The sequence below is a fragment of the Halobaculum sp. EA56 genome, from assembly GCF_051195075.1.
GTDB lineage: Archaea > Halobacteriota > Halobacteria > Halobacteriales > Haloferacaceae > Halobaculum.
Genome location: NZ_JBNTJX010000023.1, coordinates 1 through 17,162, shown reverse-complemented (window position 1 = coordinate 17,162; position 17,162 = coordinate 1). Strand labels below are relative to the sequence as shown.

Sequence of the window (17,162 nt, the reverse complement as noted above, 5' to 3'; positions counted from 1 at the left end):
AAATAAATCAGAGAGGACTGAGAACTCAGTTGACGGTTATTAAGACTCGGACATCCCACTTTGTCAAACTCACTAACTAGACAGCGACGCTTTTATCGATCTATTAATATACGACAAAGATATGACCAGCAAGTCCTCTTCTCCAACCCCTCGTGAAATTCTTTTGGATGCTTTAGGCGGATACGTCAAGCAACATTCCGGTGTTGACTCTAACCCTCTCGATGTAGATCTACAGGACCCTCTACCGAGTCAGGTGCGGTTCTATTTATTCGAGACTAGTTATAGTGATGAGGATCATGGATGGGCGATAAACGTCCGCCTGGATAATACAAATGAAAACGGTCACGAGATTACCGACCGTGAAAGTGGTAGCGATTGGAACCCAGACGAAGAGTATCAGGTAATTCTCGGAGGGTATCATGAAGACTATGATGTCTTCACCTTCTGGGACGACTCAGTCTATTCACACTACGACACAGGAGATGATAATGCTCCGCACAAGTCCTACGTAGCTGATGAGACCCTTGAAAGAGGAAGTGAGAATGGGATATCAATTCAACCGCGTGAACTGAGAGAACGCGGTGATAGGGGAGGCGAGACTGTAATCACAGTAACTCCGGATCGTATTGATGAAGCTCTTCAGATGCGTGACCGTATTCGGTGGATTCGAACACAGCTCAATGAAGTACTGGAGGAAAATTGGGCCACCAATCAATACCGAGCCCAACGCCTGGAACATCTCGTTTATGAATATCTCGTAAATACGGATCGACGTAAATCCGTACAAGAGCGGCGTGAACAAGCCATCTCGCGAGTTCAAGAATTGCAAGACAAAAGTAAGAGCGCAATCATGAGTTCACTTCGGGCTGAGGTTTACGGTGATAATGACGGCAATACGCTGCCGGAGTCACTGGGATCCCTGTTATCCCAAATTGAACGGCACTACTTTGAGAGCTATAATCTGTGGAAGGAACCGGTTGTCTTCGAAGAGGTTGACGGTACGCCCGATGATATTGACCTGTATTTTCCCCCCGACGAGGAGCGAAGCCAAACTATAATCGAACAAATAGATATTGCGCTTCGAAGTGGGAACCACGTCATCCTAACGGGTCCTCCTGGTTCGGGGAAGAGTGATCTTGCCGAACAAGTGGCTGAGTACTATGCTGACAATTACCAGATGGCGACGGCAACAGACGACTGGACGACCTTTGATACGATTGGTGGGTATCGTCCACAAACTGACGGCGGTCTCGAATTTTACCCTGGCCTATTCCTTCAGCGATTCATGGACGAGAGTCGCATGGGGGCCCGTGGTATTGAGGCTAAAAACGAGTGGCTGGTAATCGATGAGCTAAACCGAGCTAACATCGACAAGGCCTTCGGTTCACTGTTCTCCGCGTTGACAGGAAACAACGTCACTCTCCCGTTCGATGATACAACTCAGGAACCCTCGAAACCGATCAAATTGAATGGGAATCCCAACGCCATTACAGAGCCACGAGTGAACTCACATACGTATTATATCCCCGAAGACTGGCGATTGATTGCGACGATCAATTCCGTCGATAAATCATCATTATACCGGATGAGCCGGGCTTTCATGCGTCGGTTCGCGTTCATCCAAGTGCCGGTCCCTGATGACGAAGACTTGGAGGAAGATGGTGAGTTCCTTCTTGACGAATACTTAGACATCTGGGATTTAGGTTATCCTGATGAAGAAGATATCGAGAACGTCAGTAGTGACTTGGATAATCGCCTGAAAGAAGATCTGACGATTCTATGGACAGCGGTTCAACGACATCAAAAAGTTGGACCAGGTGTGATTGAGGACCTTGCTAAACAAGTTATTACAGGCATAGAACGGACTGGAGAACTCCACTACGAATACGCCACCGTTGCAAAGCTACTTCCACAACTCGATGGTCTTCCGCCAAGCAAAATGGACGATGTATTAGGGGAAATTGGGGGTCGACTAGATGACGAACTCTTCGATCGTGATATAGTGAACGAGTTTACCAGAGAGTATTTAGATATCGCGATACCCACAGATGGCGAGTAGAAACGGTATCTCGGCTCCGGGAACCGAGGACATCGTCAGAGAGTGTGCTGAGCACCTGACGGGATATCTCGGCGATGTGACCAACATTGAGGGATGGTCTCGGGCTCTTGATCCCAATGTGAACATTCGTGGTCTTGATGATATCCTTTCGTACCATTTCCTCCGCACAGGGAAGTGGGAGCCACGAACGACCAAACGCCGCGAAGAACTATCTGTTCCGATCGAGAAGACAGCAGGGATTAGGGACAGATATGGAGAGTCAGTCGGTGTTCTGGATTTTATTTCACTATTACCAGCTAGACTCCGATCTCTCGATCCAGAAGTCACTCAGCGTGTCGAAATCACAGATGGTACAGTCCGTGGTCACATAGATTGGGGTGAAACTATTCAGTATCGCTATCGGACAGGCGATATAAGGTCACAGAAGTTTGCCTGCCGCGTGCGGGAAAAGACGCCCTATTCGACCCGGAATCGTGTTCTGTTTGCGGTCCTCTCGACAATCCGGTCCATCTGTACAGACTTCAAGCGTAACGTCGTTGAGGATGGTAAATGGCCAACCTGGTTTGAAGAATGGGGGCCTAGGGGGGAATATCGGCAGGAGCTAAATCGCATCCTGAACAGCCCCCATTTTGAGACAGTAGATCTTAATGCAGTCTCGGTTACTGACCGGGAAATTGCTGAAGTGAAAGCTGATCGCGACCGGGTCTATCGGGAAGCGGCAGCCCTGCTAGAATACTACCGGGGTTTGGGCACGGATTGGCTCGACGAACACGGGGAGTACGCCGCGAGTCTCCTCAGCCTAGACTTGTTCCATCCCACTGAAGAGAATGAAGAAGGCTCAGATGTATACGAACTATATTGGATATTCAAACTCCTCGAGCAAGTTGAACAAGTCGAAAATCAATTGGAACCTTTCACCGGAGACACAAGTGGAGACTATCGTGGTGAACTCTTAGCCCGGTGGGAACACGATAACTCCGAATTTCTCCTGTTCAACGATTGGGAGGGTAAGTATCCCTACGACGACAGCACCGAATTTTATGACCTTCTATCAATTCGGGAGCCAAGATATCCATCCCCTGAACCACCCTTAACAGACGAGTTCGGTACGAGTGATCCAGCGCGAGTAGGCTACGTACACCAGCATCGCCGGTGGATACGTAGCGAAGCGTTCGGCCAAGAGTCCGGAAGCGGTCGCAAGACTCCAGATATAGTTCTATTAGAGTTGGACGCAGAAGCAGACGATCCAACCCTCATTCGCCTGTTCATCGGAGAAGTCAAACACAGTATCGTATTGGAGGATGAGGAATACGAACCCCCAGTCATCGAGGGAACGAAGAAAATTCTTGAGTACGGTGCCTATGCACGACCAGGTGAGGATATGGAGTTGGATCGTGATGGTCAAAATAAGTATGTCGGGAGTAGCCCCGATCCTCTTAGGAGTCCGGAACTCGAATTAGGCCTATTCGTCGGCCACGCCGATATCATCCAAGAGCATAACATCCCAGGCATCCAAATCAAAGGATGGGAAAACAGCCCGAAACATCCCTTTGAGAAGGACTGACAGACTTGTTAGTAAACCCCAAATATTGAGAGTGGACTTGAGAAAGTGCTTGATAGAGCACAGTTAAACCTGTAGTAGAGCATCTGGATGTTTACCCGTCGTCGTTAAGACCGTCAAGCGTAGTCTGCTCTGTATCGTCAACCTCGAACTTCCCGGCTTCATCGAGATCGTAATTGAGGATGAGGCGCTCCGTGACCTCAGTTGAGCGCGTCTCATCATTATGTTGCTTGTTCATGAACTGAGAGCGGCCTTTCTCCACGATAATGTAATCTTGTAATCCCTCTGGGACTCGTTGGTAGGATACCGCCCACTTGCCCTCGGTTTGAGTCAGGGTGTCGACGAACCGTTCATGGTCAAAAGCGTCTTCGTGTCGGTAGAGATCGTCACCTTCGTCGAGGTAAGGCGGGTCGCAGTAGAAGAACGTGTCCTCGCTGTCGTACCGATCAATCACTTCGGCGTAATCAAGATTCTCGATCTGGACGTTCTTGAATCGGTCAGCAAACTCGTGGAGTTTCTCCGCGGCGTTTCTCAGCTTCCGGGCCTTATTTCTCTGATGGGCTCCCGCGAATCCCGAAGCTGTCCGGTATTTTGAGGCGTACTGAGAGTACCGGAGGTAGAAGAATCGGCCTGCCCGCTCTATCGGATCGTCTGGTCTTTCGCCGGAGTAGAAGTCTTCTTTCCATTCCTGGTGCTGTTCCCTTGCGTAGGGCGTCAGGTTCAACCACTCGACGAGCTCGTCTTCTCTTTCCCGCAGTACCTTGAAGAACTGGACCAGGTCGCCGTCTAAGTCGTTGTAGACCTCGGTATGGCTCTCGGGCTTGTTGACCAGTACTGCTCCACTTCCGCCGAATACCTCAACGTAGCACTTGTGCTTAGGGAAATGTTCGATGATCCAAGGGGCTAGATATGATTTGCCTCCTGGGAACGGAAATACAGACTCTGTCACGACCGAATCGTAGACGACGATTGACTATAATACTTCCTTCATAGCAGTTTCCCCGGCCGATAACCTGAACAATCGCAGGAAGACGGCAACGAAACCCGTCACAGAGCGATGGGGGCCAGTTCTATGAGGTCACGTTCAGATTGCTGGAGTACCATCCTGGCCCGACCTGTTCAAGGCTTCCCCGGAAAATTGTATTTAGCTCGATTCGGTCGGCGCCGTCGGGTAGTACAGGCTCGTCCCAGTACTCCACGTTGTCTACCACGAACTGTACTCTGGGGTTGTTCGTCATCAGAAAGTTCACGCGCTCCGCCAGGATATCGTGGATAAACTCGCTGATCTCTTCAGGATCTTCCGCACCTCTAAGATAACTGTCGAGACCATAGACCGCGATATCATAGGGAAGATCGCTCATATCGTCGACTCGACGAAGAAACTCCACTACGCTCATCTTCTCCTCGAACCTATCGCCGTCTTCTAAGGCCTCCTCGTCGACGACGTGATAGCCAATATCGAAGTTCATCCAGTTCTAGCAGTCCGTAAACTGGCAATTGGCATAAAAGTAATCTCAAAATCCCCGTTTCAGTGGGCCGATAAAGGGTCAACTGAAGTCTTCGATCTCCAGCTGGGTGTCTGACTGTTCCTTCACGTACTCCGCGATATCGTCGTAGTCGTCATCTCCTTCGATTTCAGAGAGTCTCCGTAGAGCGTTGATCGCTGCTTCGTCTGTCCATTGGCCGAATTTCTTCGCTAACTGGTCTGTCTCGAAGAGGTAGTAGAGGTAGTGGGCCTTGTCGATAGCGAGCGGCTCGTTTTTGTTCTCCAGGCGGTCGGCCCGTTCCAACGGGTCAAGGATGACGAGGTCGTCTCCCTGCTGCTCCAGTAGGTCTTCGTGGACCAGTTCTGCTACGTCGACGCCTCTCTGCCGAAGATCTTTATTGAGAGCATTGAAGGACAGTTCCTCACCCCGTCCGAGTACGTGGGTCAGGTAGACAGCGCTGAGCGGGTCCATTTCCTCGCTGAGGATCTGGAACCGTTCTTCGAGAAGTTGCTCGTCGACGATTTCCTTGATGGCGTCGACAGCCTCGACGACGTCCATCTGTTCTCCGTCTCGGGTGACGTTCGGGTAGTGCTTTGAGAAGATTTCCAAGCACTTTCCCATCGCTACCACGAAGATATCACCGCCAGTTAAGCGGCGTCCGGCCTGCTCTAAGCGGTCGATCTCGTCTTCTGCCCGGAAGTAGATGTCGTCCTCAAGGGACTTCCAAGAGACCTCCTCTGGGTCTTCCTGACGTTTTCTGCAGACGATGATTGTGTCGTAGTCCACGGTGGCTCTGCCGTGCCGTGTACCGCCTCGGGTCTCGCTGTTCACAGGGTAGAGAGCGCTGATGTAGAAGTCAGCATCCAAGACGGATTGAAGCGTTGAACCCCAGGCCTCGCTCTCCTTGTGATGGAAGGTGAAGGCCATAATGCCGTCATCAGCCAATTTCCGGCGGGATTCGTTGAAGACGTTGGTCAGGGTCTCAATGTAGTGTTCCTCGGTTCTCTTGTCCTCAACGTCTTTCGCGGGATCGACGACGGCCTCGCTTTTCTTGGGAGTCCGTTCTCCCTGGAAGTGGTCGTAGGTGTCGCTGAGAACCTGATGTAGCCAAACGTAGTAGAAGTCCGAGAGCTCAGCGTACATTTCGTTGTCGTAGTACGGAGGATCCGTGATGATTGCATCCACGGACTCGTCCTCGATAGGCAGGTACTCTGATGTTCCGCAGCGGAGCATGGCGTTCCCTGTCTCCCCAAGTTCGGACGCATCGTCTACGAGGACGCCTTCGACAGGTGTCTGCATCTGCTTGTCCTGTGAGTTCCCGTCCTCGTCGATGTACTTCTCGACCGGACTCTGACACCATTCCTTCGCGGCCTTCGTCTTATCGAACATCCCCTTGAAGGTGCCACGGCCGTAGTCACTTCCCCAGATATTGCCTTCAACGGGCGTGTGGCGGGCGATTATCGTGTTGTAGTTGTAAATGGGCTCAAGCTTGTTTGCCACGCGGTTGTACATACAGAACATATTGTTGGACTCCAGCATGGCGGAGAACGTGGTGAGCAAGAACTCCTTCACGTTCTGATCCTCGATATCGTCGATCTCATGCAGGAGCCGGCCCAGTAGCAACAGCTGCCGGTCGTTGAACATCTGGTGGTACTTGTGGTAGCCGTGGTTCCAGGCACGGTCGCTGCTGCCCTGATACCGGTCCTGCTCCGGGATCGGAAGCTCGTCCCACTCTTCCTCTAGCTCCTGACATGCTTTCTCGTAGAGCTCTAAGTCGTGATCCGTGGGATCTTTGTATCCTTTCTCGTCGCAGGAATCGCAGTAGTACTCGACCGCATACATCTGGGAGTCAGGTTTCCCGAACCGTTTCGTGGCGTCAATAATCTTGCTTCGGACACCGCAATCAGGACAGGTATAGTTCTCGCCTGAAGCGGTTCCCTCCTTGGGCATGAACTTGTTACCGCAATCGTCATTCACGCATTTCGTCTCAGTGCTATGGTCGTCTGTTTGCTGGACAGTCCAGCAGTCCGGGCAGAGAACGTTCTTGTAGCTGTCGTTGGAGGAACGGGAGTCGGCGAAGTAGTAACCCTTGAACAGCGGAACATCGTGACCGCAGTTCAGGCACTCGATCTCTTTCACCCAGAAATAGTACATCGCATCCGCCATGCCGTCGCAGTCCGGGCACGGTGTCTGGTAGTACTCGAGGATTTCCTCACCGATGGATTCGTAGATCTCGTCGTAGGCCTCCTGCAGATCATCGATATCGATCGGCTCGATCTCTTTCTTGACGGTGAACCAGGCGACAGGGTTGAGGTCGCTGCCGATGACGTTGCATCCCATCCGCAGGGCTTCGACAATGGTTGTCCCGCCGCCCATGAACGGGTCCAGGACAGTCTTGCCGTCGAAGTCGACATCTTCCAGGTAGTACTCCCACAAAGCCTCAGGGTTATCCCAGTCAACGTCCGGCAGCTCCTCGAGGCTCTCCTGCCCGTTCTCCTTGATATGTATCTCATCTTCTGCGAGAGAGTACAGGAGCATTGTGCGGAAAACTGAGCCCAGCCGCCTGGCCCAGTACTTGTGCATCGTGTACACCGGGCGGTAGTACCGCTTGGCGTGGCCTTCCTTCGATGCGATCTCGTTGACTTCCTCGATCGGGAATGAAATCTCGATAGGTCGACGACTACTGTTGTCTTTGCTCATAGCTGGATTTTAGAGGTTTACTGTGATTCGGGGAGTGATGCATTCAGAAACGCTGAGGCCTCCGTGCTGGAAATTGGAGTACTTCCCTCCTGCGGGCCAGGTGTACCGTCCGAGAGGCATGTAGTATCCGTCAGCCTCGACAACGAGGCCTTCCTCAACGAGGTCGTCGGCGTTGACCCCTCCGACGCTTTCGAATCGTCCGCTGAAGGTGTCCTGAAGCCGGTTTTTCTGCCGATCCGATATCTGGAAAGTGTGGCCGGAGTCCAACCGTGCGTAGCCGTGGTCCGAGGTGATGACCAGTGTATCCGTATCAAGTTGGGCAATGATGTTTCGGAGGGCTGTCTCCGATTTCTCGTACATCTCCTCGATCGAGGATAGCTTCGTTTTCCCTTCCTGGATATTTTCTAGAAGTGCGTCAGGGAAACGGCACCAGACTATCCGTTCGTCGCCGTCCAGTGATGGTTCCTGGCTTTTTACGCTCGCAGTTTTGTACTCCTTCTTCAGGTCGGAGTAACCCACTCGTTCCCGGAAAGGCATAGTCTCTGACGGGACGGTCGAGTAGGAGTAACCGACGGACAGATCACTGTCTCCACCCTGCAGGAACTGTACGAACAGAGAGGCCTCTCGGACACTCATCGAGTCCATCATAACCAGTGTCCCATCCTCAGGGACGTTCATGGAGGCCTCGTTCACACACTTGTCCGTCAGGATGTCTGTGTAGAACTCGCTGTAGACGTCGAGAAGCAGGCGTTCGTACTCCACCATCTGCGGCTCACGGCTGTAATGTGAGCCGATATCGTCTCCAGGTGGAGCCCAGATGTTCCAGACTGCCTGCCAGACTGAGTCGACCGGGTCTTCGGCTTCGACAAGGTCGGTGAGGGCCTCAGTCTTGAACTTCACTTTCGATCACCACCTGAGCGTCTATGTGGATGGCGCTTGGAAGCTGTTCTAGAAACTCGATCAGTTCCTCCTTCGAAAGCTCGTCTATATCGTAGGAGAGATCGATATGGGTAGCGGTGTCTGAGTCTGCATTGACCCTGGATTCGGCCACGCTTCGGAGAACACGGGGGCTGTTCCCTTCCAGCTGTACGGTCTTTGTCTCTGACTCCGTGCTGACGGTCTCTCCCGTGCCGCTCGTTTCGGTCTCTGTTTGGCCGACGGCAGTAGTTCCGTCTCCTGCTCCGATACTGCTCCCAGTTGCAACTCCTCCCGTTCCTGGAGTCTCTGTGTCTGGTTCTGGCTCAGGGTCTGTTTCCGTGTAAACCGACTCATCAAGGTTATCCGGATGGTGAATGGTCAGATCATCGTCCAGGTCCGGTAGCGGATCGCCTTTCTGAGTAGCGTAGAACTTCGCCCGGTCGCTTTCCAAGATTATCTTGCCGTCGCGATAGAGCTGGCCGAGAGCGGAGTAAAACGCGCTGTCCTCCAGGACCACAGGCATCCTGCGGAATTGGCGGAAGTCGTTGAGCATAGAGGCCACGTTAACCCCGTTTTCCGCGTCCTGAACTTCTTCGACGATCTTCTCTCCGATGTACGTCTTGTCACGGCCAACCTTGCTCTTCACGTCCTCCACGTCTGGGCTGACCGATTTCTTCCTCATCCGGAGACCGCCTCCTGAGTCGGTCCACTTGACCCAGCTGCCGTAGTTGTCCTCAAGCTCGTTCCGGAGCTCCCGGCGCTCGTCACGGATGATTTTCTCCAGCTCTCCCTGCTCGTCGTCTACTTTCCCTCTCAGGTTCTCCGCACCGAGCACCCGTGCGGCCTTGCTGATCAGGTCGTCATCCTGTCGGATCTTCTGGTTCGGTGTGACGAAGAGGACGGTGTTCTGGTAGGTCCGGCCCTCGAAGAAACCGTTCAACTTCTTCTCCAAGGCCCCGTTCGACAGGTAATCCAGCATAACCACGACGGAGATATCCCGTGAGTCCGAGACGTCATCCTCGGGGGAGACGACTACGTCTCCGTCCCAGACATCGTCTCTAACGACCTCGGCCAACTTCTCCTCGATAGCTTCCCTGTCCCCGTCCAGAACCCGCTCTTGTTCTCGGGTTACGAGAGCGGTGAGCTTGGGATCCTCGGTAATGTAGTAGTTGTTTTTCTGCCCATCACGGTCCAGATAGTGGGCTGTGCCGTACAGGTTCTGGAGGGACATATCCAGCTTCGACACCGAGTTCTTGTCTGGCTTGTAGGTCCCAAGCAGGCACTCGGTGACGGAGGCCATCTGGGACCGCTCGTCCAGAGTGTATAGGAGAATAGTCTTCAGCAACTCCTCACCGTAGTCGATATCCTCTACAGAATCGAGGTCGGAGACATACCGGTTGAACAGGGTCTGGTTTATTCCCCGGAAGGCAGCTGCCTCGATGTCGCTGGTGATAATGAGACCTGTCTCCTGGTATAGCCTGCGAACCGTGTCTGCGAGGACGTTCATCGCTCCCCGGACGTTCTGCCGTTCCTTCCCGCCCTCGTACAGATTGTCGAGCAGATCTAGGAGCTCTGGGTGGAACGGATAGGTCTCGACCATCCGATTCTCATACCGTTTCTCCTCCTCGATCTCGATGGGGTAGCTGTAGTTCTCGACGTAGTTCTGAACGATATCCCGAACCTTATTCTCGTCCAGCTCCTCGCGCCGGGTCTCGAAGAGACGGTGGAGGATTATCCGTTCCCGGTCCCCTGTAGCGTTCAGGTCGACAGCGTAGGGGTTCGTCCTGTTGAGAATTCGCTTGAAGTCGTCGCTCTTGTCCAAGAGCGTGATGAAGACGAACAAGTCCTCGTCAGGGTCATTCGCTACCTCCAGCAGGTTCTGGATAAAGAACTCGTTGCGTTCCACCAGTTCCTCGTCTTCTGAGTCGCTGAAGGACTCCCACCATGTTTCGATCTCGTCGAAAAATATAGCGACCGGCTTGTCACTACAGAGGTCCTCGATATGATCGGTCGTGACGTAGCGCTTGACATCTTCCGAGATATCCTCACGTCCCAGGTCTTCGAAGATCGGTTCCCAGATGTGGTCGGCATCGGTCTCGCTGGTAGAGAGGATAGTTGCTTCTGCAGAGTCCGGGACGTCGAGAGCAATCTCCCATTCGTCGAGCCATTCCTGGCCGATGTCCGGGCTGTTGAAGAGGTGGTAGAGGGTTAGCAGGCCGTGGGATTTACCTGCTCCGTAGGGGCCGGTGAGCGTGATTCCTCCTTGGCTGTCTCGGCCCCGAAGTTTGTTGTCGACGTGGTCGAACGCGGTTTCCAGGGCGTTCGACGGGTATGTCATGGAGAGTAGGCGGGAAGGGTCGTTTTCCAGTCGGTCCTCTGAGCCACCTACCTTGTGAGCTTGGAGAACTCCCTGAAATCTTCCTTCCTGAACTTCCTCACGAGGAGTCAGGAGCTCGGAGATTGTCATGCTCTTATGTTCTAACCGAGCCCTACTTGATGCTTGTCCAAATGAGCGAATTCTACTGAGCTAATCTATGGTCTTTCCCGGAAACAAGGATTTCTGGTTGCAGAACCACGGGGCAGCGACCGGATGAGAATATTTGCGGTATCCAGATCTTGCTTTTCCGGAAACGACCCGGTTACGCTTTATAACCAGGACGGAAAATATGGACATCAATAGAAGATGATCCGCGATGCTCGCGTTCTCCGCGCCGGGTTCGTCCCTCGGGAAGTTGAGCATCGCGACGCCGAAGTCAACCACCTTTCCAGCGTTCTCGAGCCCATCACGAACGGAGAACCCGCCGACACCGCTATCGTCACCGGACCCAGCGGAACCGGCAAGACCTGCATCTCGAAGTTCGTCACCGAACGACTCCGGGAAGAGGTCCTCGACGTCGAGACGACCTACGTCAACTGCTGGCGCAACTACACGCGGTTCCGCACGCTCTACCAGATCCTCGACGACCTCGGCGCCACCATCGACATCCACCGACAGTCGACACCGCACGACGAACTCGTCGACCGCCTCCAGCAACACGACGGCCCGCGAACCGTCGTCATCCTGGACGAAGTCGACCAACTCGAGGACCCCAGCGTCATCTACGACCTCCACAGCCTCCCGCAGTTCGCGATCATCTGTATCGCGAACAAGGAAGAAGAGCTGTTCGGCCGCGTCGACGATCGCCTCGTGAGTCGCCTGCGGTCCAGCGAACACGTCCGGATGGACAAGTACCACGACGAGCAGCTGTACGATATCCTGAGTGCGCGGGCGAAGTGGGGGCTCGACGAGAACGTCATCACCGACGACCAGCTCTACCGGATCGCCGATGCAGCCGCCGGCGACGCCCGCCTCGCTATCGGCATCCTTCGAACAGCCGCCGGCAAGGCTGACCGCGAGAACCAGGAGCGGATCACCAACGACATCCTCCTGGACGCCGCCGAGGATGCCCGGGCCCAGATTAAGCAGAAGAGCATCGATTCACTCACGCCACACCAGCGCGTCGTTTACAACATTGTTCGCGATCACGAGCCACTCGGGCCGAGCGAGATTCACGACCACTATACCGAGAAGGTCGACGATCCTCGGACAAAACGGACAGTGCGGACGTATCTCTCCAAGATGGTCCAGTACAACCTCGTCGATGCGGAAGGCACGAGCCGGGACCGGGAGTACTCACTCGTCGGTTCGGAAGCTGCGTCGCCGATGCAGTAATATCCTGTCTCCGATTGGGTGAGATCGAGCGGCAATCAAGCGAACCCTTGCGGAATCGCGAAACGCCGAAATCACGGGATACTAGTACTGAGTGCCGACTGCGAATCGAGCATAGGCCATGAGCAGTTAACCAACAGACGGTTAATACATACGATTTGTTGGTTAACCGAAAGAGGTCCACGGTCATCATCGACTGGTGTCGGGAAGGGTAGATTTCGACTGGAATATCGGCCAGGCAACGATGGTAGCAGGGAGAGGGCGACCAGAGTTGCCAGTATTGCCAATAATACCGTCGTTTAAGTACCTCTCTCACTCCACCATTGCCAGTAACGAGGGGAGAATGGACGGGAGGGCAGAAACTGTCACGTCTCTAGTCTAGTTACTGTTATCTAAACCTACTACAACTAGTGGAGTTTTCGTTAGTGCGGGTATGGTTTAACGTACAATGTATTAAGAGTATCGCTAATTAGAGAGGGGGTCGTTGACCCCCTCCAGTTGTTGCAAAGGTTTACTGGCAATAGTGGAGTGTGTGTGTTTTATAAGTGGATGCGACACTGGCATAATTGGTTCGAGTGGTGGGTTAGTGGTGATACTGGAACCCATGGTTTTATGATGGTTCTTCGTCTTGAGTCCGCCTATGGGCCGATTCAATCGAGAATCGTTCATCATCCAAGACAAAGACGTCCTCCGGGATGATTACCAGCCAGAGACACTCGAGGAGCGGGACGAAGAACTCGACGAATATGCGGCCGCTCTCCGTCCCGTCATTCAGGGCTGGCAACCGAACAACGTCTTTCTCTATGGCGTTACCGGCGTCGGGAAGACAGCTGCTACGCACGATCTTCTTGAGGAGCTGCAAGAATCCGCCGGAGAGTACGACGACGTCGATCTCAACGTTATTGAACTCAACTGTACTGGCTGCACCACATCCTATCAGGTAGCGGTCAATCTCGTGAACGAGATTCGCTCTCCTTCTCACCCTCTCACCACAGTCTCGTCTTCGCGCGAACCGATGAGCGAAACCGGGTATCAACAAAAACGCATCTTCAACGAACTCTACAACGACCTTGAGTCGATCGGTGGGACTATTCTCGTGGTTCTGGACGAGATCGATAACATCGGCTCGGATGACGATATTCTGTACGAGCTTCCACGAGCACGCTCGCAATTGGATCTCGATGTGAAAATCGGTGTGGTCGGCATCTCGAACGACTTCAAGTTCCGAGAAAACCTCTCTCCGAAAGTCAAGGACACTCTCTGCGAAGAGGAAATCTTGTTCCCTCCGTACGACGCGACTGAACTGCAGAATATTCTCAAGCACCGAGCCGATATCGCGCTCTACGACGATGTCCTCGAATCAGATGTAATCCCATTGTGCGCAGCATTCTCTGCACAGGACTCGGGATCTGCTCGGCAGGCATTACGGTTACTCCGGAAAGCAGCTGATATCGCCGAGAACGACGCGATGGCGGGTGGAGAGGCGAAAATCACCGAAGACCACGTTCGGGAGGCCGAGCATCAGATCCAACGACAACAGGTTGTCGAAGGGATGCATTCGTTGACCCGGCAGGGGCAATATGTATTGCTGACTGTCTGTCAGCTAGCGGCAGAGGGAGAAACACCCGAACGGACGAAACTGATCTATGAGCGCTATCGAGAGGTTCTTCGTAATCACGGCAGTGAACCACTGAAACGCAGGCGAGTACACGACCACCTGTCGGATTTGAGCCTCCACGGGATCTTACGGTTGGTCGACTCGTCGAGTGGACGCGGGAACTACAACGAATACGAGCTTGATGTCTCTCTGTCGTCGGCCCTCGACGCACTCGAGAGCGAACTAGGTGAGCTCAACGACATTCGTGAAACTGCCAAGCGGCATCGGGTTCTGGAGTGACTTCTCAACCGCCAACACCAGTACTGCCAATACCCTCTCCACTTTTGCCAGTAACCGCGCAACCGTCAGTGCCAGTTTCTCCAGTACCCTCTCCGGTGTTGCCAGTAACTTCCTTGTTCTAATCAATCCGACTAGTTACTATCAGGACCACCGTTGCCAATTTCATCAAATAGCGTCTTGTCCTCCGATTTTACTGGCAATAGTGGAGTGTCTGACAGCATTTAAACGAAATTTCATTTACGAGCATTTGCAATCGCTCTTCAGTGGGCTACTTATCGCGTAAGGGTTCGTGGTTCGAAGACCCAATCTTGCACGGATTCACCCCGCACTTACTACTCGAAAACGGGGGATGTCTTCCTGTTCGAGTTCATTCGTTGTCTGGGCCATCGGTGAACAGGATTTCGTGGAGAAACGACAGAAACGTCGGGGGTGGGAGTAACCGATTCGTCTCTGTCTACGGGTATTCCTGATCACTCACGAGAGCCTCGGTACACTCGACGAGGTCGTCCTCAGTCGTCCACCGGCAGAGACGCCTAGCATCGTTGAGCATCTCGAAGATCGCGGTCTGCATTCCACTGTAGGGACTCTCGACGGCTACGTTTGTGTCGATCGCGTCCACATCTATCGTATTGTACGTCGTGTTTGAACACGTGCGTCTTCGCGAAGTACTCCTCAAGGGCTGTGAAGTAGCCCTGCTCGACGAGGAAGCAGCCCTGGGCGTGTTCGGTGACGCCCAGGATGACGTCTGTATGATCGGCGAGCAGCCGGAACTTGAGGTAGGTATTCGTCCACTCGCTTCGAATGTCGATCATCAGGAACGCGTACGCACCGGGCTGTCGGTTGAGGCGATCTTTTACGAGCTGGAGAGGACGGATTTCGGGTTTCCCGTAGCTGCCGAGGACAAAGTACGAATTCTCAGCTGAGAAGATCGGCGTGAGCTCCGCAACACTCTGTTTCAGCGCTTCGTATTCTTCCGGTGTGGGTGAGGCTTCGTGCAGATACTCGTCGGCTTTCTCGACGAGTTCGTCGACAGTGACCGGATCCTCACTCATCAACTCGGGACTTCTCTCGTACCCTGCGTCTTTCACTTCGCAGACGGGGTGTCTCCCCGAACAACTGGCCATCCGACTGAGGTACTAGTCCGTCTACTCGTCCGGATTTACTGGGGATTTGTACTTTGATTTGACGCGATCTCCTTCCCGCCACTGCCAGTAGTAGTAGCGGTTATCGTTGATCTCCTTGATCGTGATCGTCGCCTTCGTCGGGACATCATCGGGGAGGTCATCGGGTCGCTCGTCGATCTCGTCTTCCTCCTCCGCTTCGGCAAGGCGGGCCTGGCGCTCGCGATGCTCGGCGAGGTCCTCGGCATAGTGGGCAACGTCTCGGAGCAGCTCGGGTGAATAGTCGTTGAGTGTGTCGATGACGTCGGTGGGGAGGTCCGCTGGGGGCGTCGGTGGCTCGTAGGACATGGGCCGATCTGTGTTAACCAACAAAGGCGCAAACCGCATAGTTTTGTTGGTTAAGCCGCTACCAACGGCTCTCACCGGTTCTCCAGCAGCTGTATCAATACTCGAAACTCTCCATCAAGGAGTTTCGTCTGATGTTACAGTAGCCTCGGGAGATCTCGAACGCTGGGCGATCCTACGAGTTCGAGGGGAGACGCCCATCAGGTCGTGGGACCCGCCCCTGCTTGATCTCCTGATCGACTCGCCGGAGGTGTTTACAGCCGCCCTCGGGCGTACGCTTCCGCCAGTCTGGACACGTACACGACTCGCTGATCACGTCGACTTCATACCAGTTTCCGGACGCCGATCGGACCTCATAGCGGCCACCCTTTTCGAGCAGCGAGACGGCCATCGATTCGTCGACGGCACGTCTGGTTCGCGGCTCGAGGTCGTCGTGCTGGGTTGAGTGCTCCGTGACGACCATCCGATCGCGTACGTCGCCGGTGCGGCCGCCGTCTGGAGCAACCGCAGCCTTGGGATCCTGGAGACGATCCGCAAGCAGGGCCTCAACTGGATGGCCCTCCGGCCACAGATAGTGGACTTCCCGCCGCTCGCGATGGTCGTAGGAGCCACAGGCGGCAGCGCTCCCAGTCCAGACACGCCACGCCCCGAGTGCTGCCATCACGTCGACGATGACTCGCGGAACAGCGTCGTACTCGTCGGGGTAGAACACCCGGAACCGAGTACACTCCTCCTGCGGCGGAACCGTCTCCCACCACTCGACGTCGTCGTCCCAACTGTTGCACATCGCGTCGTCCTCTCCGTAGCCGACAGTCACGCCGTCAACCTGCGGTACTTCCACCGATGTGTCGTCAGCCTCTCCTTCGAGCAGCCGAAGGACGGCGTACCTGAGATACTCGTGTTCCGGATGGTCCGAAGATTGGGCGACCTGCTCATGGTGCTCTGCGACTCGCTCTGCCTCGTCGAGAACGGTCGTTAGATATCGGTCGGTCATAGGTCGGTGGAGACAGGAGTGCGCCTCCGCCCTTCGGCGGGCGCTGAAAAACTTAACCAACGAATAGCGATCCATCGTATCCTCTGTTGGTTAATTCATCTCCGCTCAAATTCTGAGCCGGATCGGATTACCGGAGCCAAGAATGGTATATCTGTATAGAGATAATTTTATAGGGAATACGGGGGACAAGACTAATACCGTTAGATGCGATACCAATAACTAGCGATGATGGAGTACGTCGACGAGACCGCGGCGAAGATCATGGTCGCGGCCCGGCCGGGTGACTCGATCCGGCGAATCGCCCAGAAGATCGACGGCTCCTACTCGTGGGTCTACGACTGGATCGAGCGGTTGGAGGACGCAGGCTTCAT

Annotated in this window: 12 protein-coding genes and 1 pseudogene; 5 read left to right on the top strand and 8 right to left on the bottom strand. The window is 54.0% G+C overall.

What is annotated here, in order from left to right; translation table 11 throughout:
- Window positions 1-121: 121 nt before the first annotated feature.
- The gene (locus ACQUQ1_RS20140) at window positions 122-2,059 is read left to right on the top strand and encodes an AAA family ATPase (RefSeq protein WP_435066047.1); all 1,938 of its coding nucleotides are present in this window, start codon (window positions 122-124) and stop codon (window positions 2,057-2,059) included.
- Complete coding sequence (locus ACQUQ1_RS20135) at window positions 2,049-3,623, top strand: hypothetical protein (RefSeq protein ID WP_435066046.1); 1,575 nt, start codon at window positions 2,049-2,051, stop codon at window positions 3,621-3,623. The genes ACQUQ1_RS20140 and ACQUQ1_RS20135 overlap by 11 nt, the downstream gene beginning before the upstream one ends.
- 91 nt (window positions 3,624-3,714) lie before the next feature.
- On the opposite strand, the gene ACQUQ1_RS20130 is transcribed toward ACQUQ1_RS20135, so the two are convergent.
- From ACQUQ1_RS20130 to ACQUQ1_RS20110, 5 genes are all read right to left on the bottom strand, one after another.
- Complete coding sequence (locus tag ACQUQ1_RS20130) at window positions 3,715-4,569, bottom strand: DNA adenine methylase (protein ID WP_435066045.1); 855 nt, start codon at window positions 4,567-4,569, stop codon at window positions 3,715-3,717.
- 121 nt (window positions 4,570-4,690) lie between these two features.
- A complete protein-coding gene (locus ACQUQ1_RS20125; RefSeq protein ID WP_435066044.1) occupies window positions 4,691-5,089 on the bottom strand; it encodes a hypothetical protein in 399 nt (132 codons plus the stop codon).
- Window positions 5,090-5,167: 78 nt separating this feature from the next.
- Window positions 5,168-7,807 (bottom strand): DUF1156 domain-containing protein, encoded by a 2,640-nt coding sequence (locus ACQUQ1_RS20120; RefSeq protein ID WP_435066043.1) that lies wholly within the window; start codon window positions 7,805-7,807, stop codon window positions 5,168-5,170.
- Between the two features lie 9 nt (window positions 7,808-7,816).
- The gene (locus tag ACQUQ1_RS20115; RefSeq protein WP_435066042.1) at window positions 7,817-8,707 is read right to left on the bottom strand and encodes an alkaline phosphatase; all 891 of its coding nucleotides are present in this window, start codon (window positions 8,705-8,707) and stop codon (window positions 7,817-7,819) included.
- Window positions 8,691-11,192, bottom strand: a complete 2,502-nt coding sequence (locus ACQUQ1_RS20110) for a DUF499 domain-containing protein (RefSeq protein ID WP_435066041.1) — start codon at window positions 11,190-11,192, stop codon at window positions 8,691-8,693. Before ACQUQ1_RS20110 ends, ACQUQ1_RS20115 begins: the two co-directional genes overlap by 17 nt.
- 216 nt (window positions 11,193-11,408) lie before the next feature.
- On the opposite strand from ACQUQ1_RS20110, the gene ACQUQ1_RS20105 reads away from it, so the two are divergent.
- Together ACQUQ1_RS20105 and ACQUQ1_RS20100 are read left to right on the top strand one after the other, a co-directional pair.
- Entirely contained in the window at window positions 11,409-12,437 is a 1,029-nt protein-coding gene (locus tag ACQUQ1_RS20105; RefSeq protein WP_435066040.1) for a Cdc6/Cdc18 family protein, read from the top strand.
- 637 nt (window positions 12,438-13,074) lie between these two features.
- On the top strand, window positions 13,075-14,331 hold the full coding sequence (locus ACQUQ1_RS20100; protein WP_004594472.1) for an orc1/cdc6 family replication initiation protein: 1,257 nt from the start codon (window positions 13,075-13,077) through the stop codon (window positions 14,329-14,331).
- Window positions 14,332-14,785: 454 nt separating this feature from the next.
- Here ACQUQ1_RS20100 and ACQUQ1_RS20095 read toward each other — a convergent pair.
- The 3 genes and pseudogenes from ACQUQ1_RS20095 to ACQUQ1_RS20085 form a co-directional block, all read right to left on the bottom strand.
- Window positions 14,786-15,383, bottom strand: a pseudogene (locus ACQUQ1_RS20095) (hypothetical protein).
- A gap of 93 nt (window positions 15,384-15,476) precedes the next feature.
- On the bottom strand, window positions 15,477-15,800 hold the full coding sequence (locus ACQUQ1_RS20090; RefSeq protein ID WP_004594473.1) for a hypothetical protein: 324 nt from the start codon (window positions 15,798-15,800) through the stop codon (window positions 15,477-15,479).
- Between the two features lie 172 nt (window positions 15,801-15,972).
- Window positions 15,973-16,791 carry a hypothetical protein gene (locus ACQUQ1_RS20085; protein ID WP_103992931.1) on the bottom strand — a complete coding sequence of 273 codons (819 nt, stop codon included), beginning with the start codon at window positions 16,789-16,791 and terminating at the stop codon, window positions 15,973-15,975.
- A 228-nt stretch (window positions 16,792-17,019) separates the two neighbouring features.
- Between ACQUQ1_RS20085 and ACQUQ1_RS20080 the strand changes: the two genes are divergently transcribed.
- The coding region (locus ACQUQ1_RS20080; protein WP_435066051.1) for a helix-turn-helix domain-containing protein at window positions 17,020-17,162 on the top strand (143 nt) is incomplete at its 3' end.

Coding starts and splice junctions, on each gene's coding strand:
- ACQUQ1_RS20140 (WP_435066047.1), top strand. CDS start 122: ATGACCAGCAAGTCCTCTTCTCCAACCCCTCGTGAAATTCTTTTGGAT.
- ACQUQ1_RS20135 (WP_435066046.1), top strand. CDS start 2,049: ATGGCGAGTAGAAACGGTATCTCGGCTCCGGGAACCGAGGACATCGTC.
- ACQUQ1_RS20125 (WP_435066044.1), bottom strand. CDS start 5,089: ATGAACTTCGATATTGGCTATCACGTCGTCGACGAGGAGGCCTTAGAA.
- ACQUQ1_RS20120 (WP_435066043.1), bottom strand. CDS start 7,807: ATGAGCAAAGACAACAGTAGTCGTCGACCTATCGAGATTTCATTCCCG.
- ACQUQ1_RS20110 (WP_435066041.1), bottom strand. CDS start 11,192: ATGACAATCTCCGAGCTCCTGACTCCTCGTGAGGAAGTTCAGGAAGGA.
- ACQUQ1_RS20105 (WP_435066040.1), top strand. CDS start 11,409: ATGATCCGCGATGCTCGCGTTCTCCGCGCCGGGTTCGTCCCTCGGGAA.
- ACQUQ1_RS20100 (WP_004594472.1), top strand. CDS start 13,075: ATGGGCCGATTCAATCGAGAATCGTTCATCATCCAAGACAAAGACGTC.
- ACQUQ1_RS20090 (WP_004594473.1), bottom strand. CDS start 15,800: ATGTCCTACGAGCCACCGACGCCCCCAGCGGACCTCCCCACCGACGTC.
- ACQUQ1_RS20085 (WP_103992931.1), bottom strand. CDS start 16,791: ATGACCGACCGATATCTAACGACCGTTCTCGACGAGGCAGAGCGAGTC.